This window comes from Catellatospora tritici (assembly GCF_019083965.1).
GTDB lineage: Bacteria > Actinomycetota > Actinomycetes > Mycobacteriales > Micromonosporaceae > Catellatospora > Catellatospora tritici.
This window is the reverse complement of record NZ_JAHRCY010000006.1, coordinates 279934-293644: the sequence shown is the minus strand read 5'-3', so window position 1 is coordinate 293644 and position 13711 is coordinate 279934. Positions and strand designations below refer to the sequence as shown.

The 13711-nt window shown below is 72.6% G+C and carries 11 protein-coding genes; 5 read left to right on the top strand and 6 right to left on the bottom strand.

The genetic code is table 11. The features are described from left to right. Nucleotides 1-126: 126 nt before the first annotated feature. From KUA19_RS16050 to KUA19_RS16030, 5 genes are all read right to left on the bottom strand, one after another. The gene (locus KUA19_RS16050) at nucleotides 127-1068 is read right to left on the bottom strand and encodes an AEC family transporter (protein ID WP_217396796.1); all 942 of its coding nucleotides are present in this window, start codon (nucleotides 1066-1068) and stop codon (nucleotides 127-129) included. 120 nt (nucleotides 1069-1188) lie between these two features. Next, nucleotides 1189-2739 (bottom strand): AMP-binding protein, encoded by a 1551-nt coding sequence (locus KUA19_RS16045; RefSeq protein WP_217396795.1) that lies wholly within the window; start codon nucleotides 2737-2739, stop codon nucleotides 1189-1191. 99 nt (nucleotides 2740-2838) lie between these two features. Further along, nucleotides 2839-4407: a hypothetical protein gene (locus tag KUA19_RS16040; protein ID WP_217396794.1), complete on the bottom strand. Its 1569-nt coding sequence runs from the start codon at nucleotides 4405-4407 to the stop codon at nucleotides 2839-2841. Between the two features lie 138 nt (nucleotides 4408-4545). Then, the gene (locus KUA19_RS16035; protein WP_217396973.1) at nucleotides 4546-5457 is read right to left on the bottom strand and encodes a proteasome assembly chaperone family protein; all 912 of its coding nucleotides are present in this window, start codon (nucleotides 5455-5457) and stop codon (nucleotides 4546-4548) included. A 126-nt stretch (nucleotides 5458-5583) separates the two neighbouring features. Then, on the bottom strand, nucleotides 5584-6606 hold the full coding sequence (locus KUA19_RS16030) for a hypothetical protein (RefSeq protein ID WP_217396793.1): 1023 nt from the start codon (nucleotides 6604-6606) through the stop codon (nucleotides 5584-5586). Nucleotides 6607-6705: 99 nt separating this feature from the next. Here KUA19_RS16030 and KUA19_RS16025 point away from each other — a divergent pair, with 99 nt between their 5' ends. The 4 genes from KUA19_RS16025 (at nucleotide 6706) to KUA19_RS16010 (ending at nucleotide 11344) form a co-directional block, all read left to right on the top strand. After that, complete coding sequence (locus KUA19_RS16025) at nucleotides 6706-7299, top strand: TetR/AcrR family transcriptional regulator (RefSeq protein WP_217396792.1); 594 nt, start codon at nucleotides 6706-6708, stop codon at nucleotides 7297-7299. Between the two features lie 100 nt (nucleotides 7300-7399). Continuing rightward, complete coding sequence (locus KUA19_RS16020; protein WP_217396791.1) at nucleotides 7400-9358, top strand: CocE/NonD family hydrolase; 1959 nt, start codon at nucleotides 7400-7402, stop codon at nucleotides 9356-9358. A 58-nt stretch (nucleotides 9359-9416) separates the two neighbouring features. Beyond that, nucleotides 9417-10688 (top strand): MFS transporter, encoded by a 1272-nt coding sequence (locus KUA19_RS16015; protein WP_217396790.1) that lies wholly within the window; start codon nucleotides 9417-9419, stop codon nucleotides 10686-10688. A gap of 53 nt (nucleotides 10689-10741) precedes the next feature. Continuing rightward, a complete protein-coding gene (locus KUA19_RS16010) occupies nucleotides 10742-11344 on the top strand; it encodes a TetR/AcrR family transcriptional regulator (RefSeq protein ID WP_217396789.1) in 603 nt (200 codons plus the stop codon). 72 nt (nucleotides 11345-11416) lie between these two features. Here KUA19_RS16010 and KUA19_RS16005 read toward each other — a convergent pair whose 3' ends face one another. Then, nucleotides 11417-12475 (bottom strand): arginase family protein, encoded by a 1059-nt coding sequence (locus KUA19_RS16005; RefSeq protein WP_217396788.1) that lies wholly within the window; start codon nucleotides 12473-12475, stop codon nucleotides 11417-11419. A gap of 75 nt (nucleotides 12476-12550) precedes the next feature. Here KUA19_RS16005 and KUA19_RS16000 point away from each other — a divergent pair, with 75 nt between their 5' ends. Next, nucleotides 12551-13669: a P1 family peptidase gene (locus KUA19_RS16000; RefSeq protein WP_217396787.1), complete on the top strand. Its 1119-nt coding sequence runs from the start codon at nucleotides 12551-12553 to the stop codon at nucleotides 13667-13669. Nucleotides 13670-13711 lie beyond the last annotated feature (42 nt).

Here is a 13711-nt window from a genome sequence, read left to right as displayed (position 1 = left end):
CTTCGCTCGTGCGCCCACTCACCCGCTCGCCCGCTCGCCCGCTCGCCCGCTCGCCCGCCAAGTAGCCAAGCCGCCCGTTAAGAAGGGGCCCTTCCCCTACGGGAAGCGATAAGAAGGGGCCCTTCCTTACCCCTGGGTGAGGGCGAGGATGGCGGTCAGCGTGGCCATCGACAGCAGGCTCGACACCAGGATCGCGTCACGGCTGAAGTCGGCCCCCGCGCGGTACTCGGTGGCGTAGACGAAGGTGTTCTGCGCGGTGGGCAGGCCCGCGACGACGGTGACCGCGACCAGTTCGGCCGGGCCGAGGTGGAACAGGAACCGGCCCGCCAGGTACGCCGCGAGCGGCTGCGCCAGCACCTTCAGGGCCACCGCGACGCCCACCCCGGCACCCCGCCTGGGCGCGGCCACGTCCCGGAGTTCGGCGGTCGGCTCGACCGCGTCGCGGTGCAGGGACATGCCCAGCGCGAACAGCGCCGCGGGCACCGCCGCGCCGCCGAGCAGCTCCAGTGAGTGCAGCGCCCAGTCCGGCGGGCGCCAGCCGCTCGCGCTGGCCAGCACCCCGAACAGCGAGCCGAGGATCACCGGCGTACGCAGCGGCAGCAGCGCGATCCGACGCCACCGCCCCGGGCCGCCGTTGGCGTCGGCGTCGAGCAGGCCGACGATCAGCGGGGTGACCAGCATGGTCTGGAACACCAGCACGGCGGTGATCAGGGAGACGTCGCGCAGCACGTAGACGGCGACGGGGATGCCCAGGTTGCCGGAGTTGACGTACGCCGCCGACATCGCCGTGATCACCCGGTCGCCGTTGCGGCCGGGCAGGAACCGACGCGCGAACCCGTACCCGAGCAGCCCGACCGCCAGTGTGCTGAGCGCGAACGCGGCCAGCGGCCGCAGCGGCAGCCCGCCCAGCGGCGTCTTGGCCAGCGTGGTGAACAGCACCGCCGGGATCGCCACCAGGAACGTGAACGCGGCCAGAGCCTGCTGGGTGGCGCGGGTGAGCACGCCGAAGCGAATGGTTCCCCAACCCAGCGCGGTGATCATCCAGATTGGAGCAAAGGCGGCCAGCACCAGGTCACGCTAGTCCCTGACCAGGTATTGCCGGGCAATCGGGGTGACCGGATGCCCGGAAACGCCCGATTGCCCGGCAACTCGCGCGCGGAGGAGGGACGCGCACGATCGGGTAAGGCTCTACAGCAGCGCGCGGAGGTCCTTGCGCAGGATCTTCCCGGAGGCGCTCTTGGGGATCACCGGCACGAACGTCACCGCCCGCACCCGCTTGTACGGCGCGACCCGCTCGGCGACGAAGTCCTGCACGTCCTGCGCCGACAACTCCGTGCCCGGAGCCAGCGCCACGAACGCGTGCGGGATCTCCTCACCGTCGGCGTCGTGCCCGGCCACCACGGCCGCGTCGGCGATGCCCGGGTGCCCGAGCAGCACCGCCTCCAGCTCGGCGGGCGGCACCTGGTACCCCTTGTACTTGATCAGTTCCTTGACCCGGTCGACGATGAACCAGTCGCCCTCGGCGTCGACCAGCCCCACGTCACCGGTGTGCAGCCAGCCGTCGGCGTCGACGGTGGCGTCGGTGTCCGACTGGCGGCCCAGGTAGCCGCGCATCACCTGCGGACCCTTGATCCAGATCTCGCCCGCCTGGCCGACCGCGAGGTCGTCGCCGGTGGCCACGTCCACGACCCGGGCCAGCGTGTTCGGGATCAGCGGGCCGACCGTGCCGGGCTTGACCCTCGGGTCGCCGTGCACCTGCGCGTGCGACACCGGCGACAGCTCGGTCATGCCGTAGCCCTGCTTCACCACGCAGCCCAGCCGGGCCGCGCACGCCTGCGCCAGGTCGCCGTCCAGCGGGGCCGCGCCGGAGAAGACGACCTCCAGCACGGACAGGTCGTACTCGGCGACCATCGGGTGCTTGGCCAGCGCCAGCACGATCGGCGGAGCGACGAACGCCCGGGTCACCTTCTGGTCCTGCAGCGCGCCCAGGAACTCGGGCAGATCGAAGCGGGGCAGCACCACCAGCGTCGCCCCGGCCGACAGCGCCATGTTCATCAGCACGGTCAGGCCGTAGATGTGGAAGAACGGCAGCACCGCCATGACCCGGTCGGCGGGGTCGTACTTGACCACCTGCTGCGACTGGACCACGTTGGACACCAGGTTGGCGTGGGTGAGCATGACGCCCTTGGCCACCCCGGTGGTGCCACTGGAGTACGGCAGCACCGCCAGCGTCGTCGCCGGGTCCACGGTCACGTCCGGCGCGGGTTCGGCGGTCGCCATCAGCTCGGTGACCGACCGGTACCCCGCCGCGCTGTCGCACACCAGGATCTCCTGCACCTGCCCGGCGACCGCCGCCGCCCGGTCCAGGAACGCCGAGATGGTGACCAGGATCGTGGCACCGGAGTCGGCGATCTGGTTCTGCAGGTCCTTGACCGTCGACAGCGCGTTGACGGTGGTCACGGTGGCACCGGCGGCGATCGCCGCGTGGAAGACCACCGGGTAGAGCAGCGAGTTGGGGCTGAAGAGGGCGACCACATGCCCCGGGCGCACGCCTGCCCCGGCCAGCCCGGCCGCGAGCCGGTCGACGCCGTGCGCGAGCTGCGCGTACGTCATCGTCTGCCCGGTGCGGCCATCCACCAGCGCCGGATGCTCCCCGCGCGCGGCGGCGCCGCCCAGGACCAGCTCGGTGACGGAGACCTCGCGGATCTCGACGTCGGCCATCGGACTGCGGAAGGGCATCGTCGCCTCACTCTCGTACACGTACAGAGTCAGGTCAGCATGCAAGCTGTCGCCCCGCTGGGCAATACCCGGCAACGGGTCGACGTCCCTCCAAACTGCTCAGGGCCCCTCCGACCGTGCTCGTCGCAGCCGGACCACCGCCACCGCCAGACCCGTCACGACCAGCGCCACGACGATGTGCACCACGACCGACAGGGCTCGGGAGAACCCGCTGTCGAGGCCCTCCACCGCCACCCCGTCGTGCCACCAGGCGGTCAGGCCGACCCCCGCCGCCACCGCGAGCAGCACCAGCGCCAGCCGCCCGACCGGCAGCAGCCCTGCGCGTACGCAGACCACCAGCGCCCATCCCGCCACCGCCAGCACGGCCAGGTTCACCGCGAGCAGCACCGGACCGGCGACATCGCCGAGGCCCTCCGGGCCGGGAGTGGAGGCGTACAGCGTGTCGACGAACAGCGTCGCGCCGCCGAGCACCGGCGCGCCGAACAGCAGCAGGCGACGAGCGAGTCCGTCCGGTCCGGACGCCCGCGCCGCGACCGCCGCGGCCAGCAGTGCCAGCAGCGCGATCGCGCCCGCGGTGAGCAGCGCCAGCGCCACCCGGCCACCGGTCGACGGCTCCCACACGTCGACCAGCGCCGGTGGCGGCGTGATCCGGTCGTAGTTCCACGTGCCGAGGCGGGTCCAGGTGCCGTCGACGTCGCGGAGCAGGATGCCGTCCCGCCCGTTCGCGACGATCACCACGTACCCGGTTCCGGCGGGGAACACCCGCAGCCCCCGCGAGGTGAGATTGCCCGGCGGGGTGTCGGCCACCCCCAGGCCCAGGATGCCCCGGTCGTGGTACGCCTCGGTCAGCGCGGCGAGCTGACGGCCGCGCACCTGCCAGGCCGTGGCCCAGGTGCGTCCGCCATCCTGACTGGACTGGACGTGCAGTTCGCCCGGCACGACGCGGTAACAGTCCTGGCCCAGGCAGTCCTGGAGCTGGGCCGCCTGCGGTCGCCAGGGCTCGGTCTGGCGCACCGGCTCGAACGTGATGCCGTGGTCGGTGCTGCGGATCAGCGCCTGGTGTTCGTCGCTGTAACCGTCGATCGTCTCGACCAGGATGGCGCCGGAGCTGTCCGCGCCCACCCAGTTCGTCTCCGGCCACTCGGGCGCGCTGGTGGCCACCGTCGCTACCAGCGCCGTCGGCACCAGCACCAGCGCGCGCACCGCGCGCAGGGTCCGGTGGCCGGGCCGCGTGCCGCGCGCGCTGCGCTGCCAGGCCCACCAGGCCAGCGCCAGCGCCGGCAGCGCGATCAGGTCGGTGGCGTCGGCGCGGATGGCCGACGGGCCGTGCAGTGCCGACCACGCCTGCGACGCCGCTCGGGCCCCTTCCGACGTGGCCTTCACCAGCGTGAATCCAGCTCCGGTCAGCGCCAGCGCGGCCGGGCCGAGCACTCGCACGGAAAGCCGGGGCACCAGTGCCAGCAGGCAGGCCAGCAGCGGCGGGAACATCAGCATCCCGGCCAGGTCGCTGAGCTTGCCGGTGACCGGGCCCGGATACCAGGCTTTGAGCAGGTGGTCGTTGAGCGGCAGCAGGGCCAGGCCGGTCAGACTGACCGGGTGGGCCAGCCAGGCCAGCGCCCGGCCCAGTGCGTCGCGGTGGACTCCGTCGGTGTGCGCCCCGTTCGCCATGCGCCCGAGGGTCGCAGCCGAACGTCACATTCAGGCATCGACCAGGCTGCGTTAAGAAGGGGCCCTTCCGCTACGCATTGCGAGCGCAGTCTCTGCTCGTCCCGCTGACGCGAGCCGACGAAGGGCCCCTTCCTTGCGTCAGTCTTTGGGGTTTTCGTTGTTATGGTGCTCGGCGAGGAAGCGCTCGAGCTCGGCGCCCAGTTCGTCGGCGGTGGGCAGCGGGGTGGGCTCGGTGAGCAGGTTGCCGGCGCGGCCACGGGTGAAGGCGTCGTACTGCTCCTCCAGCGCGCGCACCACCGCGGCGGCCTGCTGGTTGTCGACGAGTTGGCGCTCGATCTCGGCGCGCACCCGCTCGCCCGCGTCCCGCAGGTCCTCGGTCGGCAGCAGCAGCCCGGTAGCGCGCGACACCGAGGTCAGCAGCAGTTCGGCGGCGGGCGGGTACTCGCTGTCGGCCAGGTAGTGCGGCACGTGCGCGGCGAAGCCCATGGCGTCGTGCCCGGCCTGGCCGAGGCGGAACTCCAGCAGGTTCGTCATGCTCGCGGGCACCTGCACGTTGGCGATCCACGGCTCGTGGCCGACGATCAGCTCCGGGCGGGTGCCGTGGGCGGTGACCCCGGTGGGCCGGGTGTGCGGCACCGACATCGGGATCGCGTGGATGCCGATGGTCACCCGCACCTGCAGCGCCTCGATCAGGATCTTCGAAGCGGCCACGAACCGCTCCCACTGCAGGTCCGGCTCCGGGCCGGTGAGCAGCAGGAACGGGGTGTCGTCGTGGTCGCGCAGGGCGTGCAGCTCCAGCGCGGGCTCGTCATAGGACTCCCAGTGGTCGGCCGCGAAGTGCATCAGCGGCCGCCGGGAGCGGTAGTCGAGCAGCTGGTCCAGGTCGAAGGTGGCGACGACCTGCGAGTCGAGGGTGTCGAGCAGGTGTTCGCGGGCCAGCCGACCGGCGGACCCGGCGTCGACGAACCCCGACAGCGCGTGCAGCAGGACCGGCCGGCCCAGCTCGGGCAGGTCGTCGGTCAGCTGGTACAGCTCCTGTGGGTCGAGCACGTCGTTCGCCTCCTGCAGATGGACTTCCACCGAGGCCAACACCGGCTTCGCCGTGCGCATTCCTGCGCGCTGACGCCGGATTGCCGGATGCGCGGGCGGGCGCGTCCGGCGATCCGGTCGTCGGCCTCAGCCTGCCACGGTAGCGCCGAGCCGCCGGGCTGCCTCGTGCGGCTCCACGTCGGCGCTGTGCTTCGGGGCGTCCTCCTTGCGGCCCAGCCAGCCGAGCCCGACCAGGGCCAGGCCAACTACGGCCCAGGAGACCAGCACCCACAGCGCCGCCGTGCCGCCCGCGCCGCCGAACCAGGCGACCGAGCGCAGCAGGGTCGCCCCGGCACCGATGGGCAGCCACTGCCCGACCTCGCCCCAGGGCTGGGGCAGCAGCTCCGGTGCGGCGCCGACGGCGCCGAGCGCGTTGCCGACCAGCAGCACCAGTACGGCGCCCAGGGCGATGCCGCGCGGACCGGCGACCCCGGCCAGGCCGTTTACGGTGGCGCTGATCGCCAGCGTGATCAGGGCGAGCACGCCCGCCACCGGCAGCCAGTCACCGCCGACCACGCCGAGCCAGCCCTGCAGCACGGTGGCGCCCACGGCACCGGACAGCGCCGCGAAGGCGAGCAGCCCGAGCGCGCGGGCGCCGAAGCGGGGCACCGCGAAGAACAGCGCGACGGCGGCCAGGATCGAGGTGATGACCAGCGGGAAGAAGCCGGAGGCGAAGCCGCCGCCGTGCGGGTCGGCGGCGGGCAGCGGGGCCAGGTCGGTGACGGTGACGGTCATCCCGCCCGCGCCGAGCCGCTGGGCGGCTCCGGCGAGCAGGTTCGCCACGGCGGGGGACGCGGCCGAGGCGGTGCGCAGCCGGACGCCGTCGGCGCCGAGGATGAAGGCCGCGTACGCGTCCCGTTCGCGCACCGCGGCGTCGGCCGCCGCGGCGTCGCCGACCTGGGTGATCTCGAACGCGCCCGGGTTCGTCGCCTCGATCTTGGCCGTGAACGCCGTCACCGCCGGGGCGGGACCGGTAACCACCACGGGCAGGTCGCGAGGTTCCAGGTTGGCGGCGGGCGCGGCGAACAGCGGCAGCAGCAGGGACTGCAGGACCATCACCGCCGCGGCGATGATCACGGCGAGGGCCGCCGGGGGTGGGGTGCGGCGCATCGGGGCTCCTTAAAACGAACGTTCATTCTCTTTACGGGAAAAGATGCGCCTCAACCAGGCCCCCTGTCAAGAACGATCGTTCGTTTTATGATCTGAACCATGCCCCGCGTCTCGGAAGCCCACCTCGCCGCCCGTCGCCAGCAGATCATCGAGGCCGCCCGGGTCTGTTTCTCCCGAAACGGCTTCCACGCGACCTCGATGCAGGACGTGATCAGCGAGGCGGGGCTGTCCGTCGGCGCCTTCTACCGGTACTTCCGCAGCAAGGAAGACCTGATCCAGGCGATCGCCGAGGACGTCATCGGCATGATCAGCACCATCCTCGACCAGGTGCGCCGGGATGATCCCGTGCCGCCGCCGGCCGAGGCGATGAGCCGCCTGCTGCGTACGGTCGAACCGCAGCTCGGCGCCGAAGGGGTGTTCCCGATGGCGCTGCAGGTCTGGGCCGAGTCGCTGCGCAACCCGCAGCTGGCCGATTTCGTGCAACGGGTCTACGGCACCATCCGGCACCACTTCGACGACCTGGCCCGCCGCCAGATCGCCGCCGGGCACCTGCCCGCCGGAGCGGACCCGCACGCGGTCGGGACGGTGCTGTTCAGCCTGGTCCCCGGCTACGCCCTGCAACGCCTACTGCTGGGCGAACCGGACGTCGACACCTACGTCGCCGGTTTGCGCGCTCTGCTGCCGAGCGCGTAACCGGTTGCTTCCGCCCTGGTCGAAGCCCCGCCGAGCGCCCTTAATTGACTGACGACTCAGTCAGCGGATAGCCTTGCCGGGAAGCCGGGAGGGATGTCTGATGGCCACGCGGGCCACGGGAACGAGCAAGCGGGTCCGGATCGCCATGGATGACGGCGTCCACCTCGCGGCCACCCTCCACCTCCCCGCCACCGAGACGCCCCAGCCCTGCCTGCTGGAGGCGCTGCCCTACCGCAAGGACGATCTCACCGCCGGCTACGCCGCCGAATACGAGCGGCTGCGCGACGAGTTCGGCTACGCCGTGTGCCGCCTCGATCTGCGTGGCACCGGGTCCAGCGAGGGCACCGCCGTCGACGAGTACCCGGTGCGCGAGCAGGACGACCTGGTCGCCGTCATCGCGTGGCTGGCCGGGCAGCCGTGGTGTGACGGCAACGTGGGCATGTACGGCACGTCGTACTCCGGATTCAACTCGATCCAGGTCGCGCTGCGCCGCCCCGCCGCGCTCAAGGCGATCGTGCCGATCTACGCCACCGACGACCGCTACACCGACGACGTGCACTTCATGGGCGGCTCGCTGCGGCTGCTCGACGTGGTGGACTACCCGACGTACATGATCGCCATGAACGCGCTGCCGCCGGTGCCGGAGCGAGACGATTGGCGCGAGCGGTGGGTGGAGCGGATCGAGCGCACCGAGCCGTGGCTGATCCGCTGGCTGGACAAGCAGACCGACGGTCCCTACTGGCGGCACGGCTCGCTGCGCGACCCGTACGCCGACGACCTCGGCTACGGCCGGATCACCGTGCCGACGATGATCGTCGCGGGCTGGGCCGACGGCTACCGGAACAACAGCTTCCGCACGGTGCGGCGGCTGCTGGCGGCGGGCACCCCGGCGCGGCTGCTGGCCGGGCCGTGGAGCCACATGTCGGCCGACACCGCGCTGCCCGGCCCGCACCTGGACCTGGCGGCCGAGCTGGCCCGCTGGTTCGACCGGTGGCTGCGCGGTGCCGCCAACAGCGTGGCCGCCGAACCGCCGTACACCTTCTTCGTCCGCTGCTCCGGCCCCGCGCCCGCGCCCGACGCCGCGCTGGCGACCGGGCAGTGGCGCAGCCTCGCCGAGTGGCAGGCGCGCGGACCGCGCGCCCGGCCGCTGGGCGGCGGCACGCGGGTGCACCCCGTGCGGCCGGACACCGGCGTCGCGGCCTGGAACAGCTGCGCCGGACGGCTGCCCTGGGGCCAGCCCACCGACCAGCGCTTCGACGACGCCGCCTCGCTGACCTGGGACTGGCCGGTGGCCCAGGAGCCGCTGGAGCTGGTCGGGCACGCGTACGCGCGGCTGACCGTCGCGGCCGATCAGCCGGTCGCCAGCGTCTCGGTGAAGCTCTGCGACGTCGCCGCCGACGGCACGTCGACCCTGATCACGCGCGGATTCCTCAACCTCACCCGCCGCGACGGACTACGCGAGCCGTGCCCACTGGTCCCCGGCGAGCCGGTCGAGACCACGGTCGAGTTCGAGGCGTGCGCCTACACCCTGCTGCCCGGTCGGCGGCTGCGGCTGTCGGTCACCGGCACCGACTGGCCCAACACCGTCGCGCCGCCGCGCCCGACGACCCTCACCGTGTACGGCGACCGCAGCGAACTGCTACTCCCGCCGCCGCAGGACACCGTGCCCGCACCCGCGCACGAAAGCGCACCGGCCCCGCTCGACGCCCCGGACCCCGTGGTCTGGCGCGTGATCGACGACGTCGTCGGCCGGACCACCACCGCGCAGGTCGAGCACGGATCGAGCTACCAAATTCCCGGCGGTACGGCCGCCGAACGCTACACCGGGTCGGTCAGCGTGGACCGGCGCACCTGGCGGCAGACCGCCCGGTCCACCGCCGAGTACACCGTGGCCTGGCCGCAGGCGCGGGTGCGCACCGAGTGCGTCGTCGCGCTGGACGTCACGGCCGACCATTTCGACCTCACCGTAACCCTGCAGGCCTATGCAGGAGCCGTCGAGCAGGAGCAGGTAGTGGCCAAGCGCTGCTGGAGCCATCAGGCGGCGCGGCAGTTCGGTTGAGTGCGCCACCGCACTCCGACACCGAACCTCCCTTCTTCCCTCGCTTGGAGCATTTCCCATGTCCGGCCTCGCGGTCGTCACCGCTGCCCGCCGTTACCGTGCCCTCATCGCCAGCCCGGGTGTCGCCCGGGTGGCGGTGCCGTCCCTGATCGGCCGCCTGCCCTACGGCATGGCGACCCTGGTGTTCGTGCTCGCCGTGCAGCACGGCACCGGCTCGTACGCCATCGCCGGTATCGCCACCGGCGTGCACTCGGCCGTCACCGCGTTCACCGCCCCGTGGCTGGGGCGCCTGTGCGACCGCGGCCACGCCGCCGCGGTCCTGCGGGTCACCGGTGTGCTCTACGCCGCGCTGCTCACCGCGATGGTGGTGGTGCTGTGGCGGCAGGACCCGGTCTGGTTGATCATCGCGCTGGCGGCCGTCGCCGGGGCGGCCAACCCACCCGTCGGCGCGGTCACCCGGGTGGTGCTGCCGGGGCTCGCCCCCGCCCACGCCAAGACCGCGTACGCCTTCGACGCGATCACGGTCGAGCTGACGTACGTGCTCGGGCCGATGCTGATCGCGCTGGTCATCGCCGTGGCCAACCCGTACGTGGCGGTGGTGCTGACCGCGCTGCTGGCCACCGTCGGCTCACTGGGCCTGGCCGCCGCACCCGGCCTGACCGCCCGCTACCACGAGATCCGCACCGGTGCCGGGACCGCCGCCCCACTGCGCCGCGACCGGCCCCGGCTGCTGCTGCTCAGCATGGTGGTCGTGCTGGTCGTCGGCGCCCTGGAGGCCGCCGCGTACGGCGTGATGGAAGTCGCCATCCCCGCCTACGCCGCCGACCTGGGCACCCCGCAGTTCGCCGGAGCCGTGGTCGCCGCCTGGAGCGCCGGATCCATCACCGGCGGCATCTGGTTCTCCGGCCTGAATCCGCGCCTGAGCCAGGCCAAGCTGTTCGCGCTGCTGCTCTGCCTGAACACGCTCGGCTTCGCCGCGATGCTGCTGGCCCACGGGCTGCCGAGCCTCGCGCTGATCCTGTTCCTCGGTGGAATGGTCATATCCCCGACAACAGCGGTCGAGTGCGCGCTGGTGACCGACATCGCCCCGACCGGACGGAGCACCGAGGCGTTCACCCTGGTAGGGACTGGTATCTATGTCGGGTTCGCCGCCGGTTCGTCGCTGTCGGGCGTGCTCATCTCCCGTGGCACCGCGCTGAGCAGCGTCATCCTCGTCGCGACCGCGATGGTCGGGTTCGGCGCGCTGCTCGCGTTGAGTGGTCGGCGACGCATCGCCGCCGACGCCGCGCGGGGGGTCGCGACCGCAGTGGAGACTCCGGCAAGGGCCTGATCAGCGGCTCAGCCGATGCTCGCCTTGGTCGATTGTGCGTTAGGGTTTGGCGCGTGGCCCGACGAACTGCCGAAGTACGCCTCGATGCGCTGCTGCGCACCGCCGTGGACGTGATCGTCGAACGCGGCTTCGCCAACACGCGCACGGCCGACGTCGCCAAGGCCGCCGGAGTCAGCCAGGCGCTGGTGTTCTACCACTTCACCAGCAAGGACGCCCTGCTGGCGCAGGCTTTCGCGTACGCGGCCGAGCAGGACGTGGCCAGACTCCACGCGGTCATCGAATCCAACGCCACATCCACCGAGAAGCTGAAGAAGCTGGTGAAGCTGCTCGCCCCGGCGGGGCGGTCCAAGTCGTGGCTGATGTGGATCGACGGCTGGTCGGAGGCGCTGCGCGCGCCCGAACTGGAGAAGGTCTCCCGGAAGATGGATCTGCGCTGGAAGGAGGGGCTGACCGAGGTCATCGCGGCCGGGGTCGCCGACGGCTCCTTCACCTGCGACGACCCGGCCGGAGCCGCCTGGCGCATCAACGCCATCATCGACGGCCTCGCCGTCCAGCTCACCGTCCACGAAAAGGCCATCTCCCGCAAACAGGCCTTCGAATGGATGCGCATGGTCACCGCCCGCGAGGTCGGACTCGACCCCGCCGATCTGGTGTAGGCGCAGTTTCGGGGAAAGTGCTGGAATCTCGGCCGCTATTCGTGCAGTTTCCCCGAAACTGCACGAACGGCCTCAGTGGGTGAGGCCGGTCAGGGTGGCGACCGTGAGGGAGCCGAGGGTCGGTAGGTGGTAGCCGCCCTCGTGGACGGCGACCGCCGGTAGGCCCAGTTCGGCGAGGATGGCGCCGGTGTCGTGGTAGCCCTGCTCGGTGACCTGGAGCGGGCTTTCCGGGTCGTCGGCGGCGGCGTCCACGCCGAGGGAGAGCACGATGGCGTCGGCTCGGCCCGCGACGAACTCGGCCATTCGGCGTACCCCGGCCAGCCAGGGCTGGTCGCCGCTGCCCGGCGCGATCGGGAGGTTGAGGTTGGCGCCCTCGCCCGCGCCGGTGCCGGTCTCGTCGGCGAACCCGGCGTAGTGCGGGAACCAGCCCGCGCCCGGGTCGACGTGCACCGAGGTGTAGAGCACGTCGGCGCGGTCATAGAAGATCGACTGGGTGCCGTTGCCGTGGTGGGCGTCGACATCGATCACGGCGACCCGGCCGACTCCGGCGCGCTGGAGCGCCAGCACCGCCACGGCGGCGTTGTTGAGGTAGCAGGAGCCGCCGAAGCCAGTGCGGGTGGCATGGTGGCCGGGCGGGCGGCAGAGGGCGTACGCGGCCCGCTCCCCCGCGGCGACCAGGTCGGCCGCGGTCGCGGCGGCGTGCGCGGCGGCCTGCGCGGCGGGCCAGGTGCCCGGCCCGACCAGCGTCATCGTGTCATAGCAGAACTGCCCGGCGCGGGCGTGCACGGCCGTCGGGCGGCGCAGTGGCAGCCCCTCCAGCATCGCCTCGGTCGGGAAGACGTACGGCACGACGCGGTTCTGGTATTCGAGGTAGCCGCCGTCGACCCACTCGCGGTAGATGTCGCGCAGGTGCGCCACCAGCGCCGGGTCGTGGGCCTGTCCCAGCAGTTCGTCGGCGAGCGGGCGGGCCTGCACCAGGCGCGCGCCCGCGCCCACCAGCGCCGCGCGCAGCACCGTGGCGCGTTCGGGCAGCTCGGTGCCGGGCGTGCGGACGCCGATCCAGATCTCGGCGTCGGGCAGGTGTCGCAGCACCTCGTCGCTCCACACCACGGGCAGGTCCAGCTTCGCCATCCCGGCATGATGCCAGCTCGACCGAGCCACATCGAGGGATCGTTACTGAGTCGAGACTCAGCTAGGCTCCCGCCCATGCCTCGCGCGACTGACCTCGGTATCACCATCGGTTCCCTGCCCAGCGGCCCGAGCCGCTCCATCGTCGACGTGCCCGGCGTCGGCGTCGGCCACACCACCGTGTGGCGCGACGAGCAGCCCCCGCCGCTGGGGCGCGGCATCGCGCGCACCGGCGTGACCGTGATCGACCCGGGCGGCGACGGCTTCCACTCGCCCATCCCGGCGGGCGGCTCGGTGCTCAACGGCGCGGGCGAGTGCACCGGCTTCATGTCCGCCCAGGAGTGGGGCCTGGTCGAGACCCCGATCTTCCTCACCTCCACCATGCAGCTCGGCCGGGTGTACGACGCCGCCTGCGAACTGCTGATGGCCGAGGAGCCCGCCATCGGCGACGACGACGTGATCATCCCGGTGGTCGCCGAGTGCGATGACAGCTTCCTCAGCGAGTCCCGCCGGATGCAGGTGACCCGGGACGACGTCGCCGCCGCGCTGGCCGCCGCCCGCGCCAGCGCCGCCGCGGCCGACGCCGACCGGGCCGCCGGGCGCGCCCCGCAGCCGCCCGCCGAGGGTGCGGTCGGCTCCGGCACCGGCATGAGCTGCCTGGGCTTCAAGGGCGGCATCGGCACCGCGTCCCGGGTGGTCCCCAGCGGGCACACCGTCGGCGTGCTGGCGATGACCAACTTCGGCGAGCGCGGACGGCTGACCGTGGCGGGCGTACCGGTCGGGCAGGCGCTGCCGGAGGCGGCCGCGCCGACCGCTCCCCCGGCCGGTTCCTGCGTCGTCCTGATCATCACCGACGCGCCGATCGACCCCGCCGGGTGTCGGCGGCTGGCCACCCGGGCCGGGCTCGGCCTGGCCCGCACCGGCTCGACGGCCCACCACGCCAGCGGCGAGATCTTCCTGGCCCTGGCCACCGGACTGCGGGCGCCGCGCGGCACCACCTCGGAGCGCGTCGCGCTGCAGGGTCGCGCGTTGGACCCGTTCTTCGCCGCGGTGGTCGAGGCGACCGAGGAGAGCGTCCTGAACAGCCTGCTCAACGCATCGACGGTGATCGGCCGCGGCGGCAACGCCGCGGAGGGCCTCCCGGTGGACCGGGTCACCGAACTCCTGCGCGAGCACGGGCGCACGTCCCGCCGTTGACAGGCGTTGGCCTGTCACCATGGAGGATGGCCTTCCGCCAGC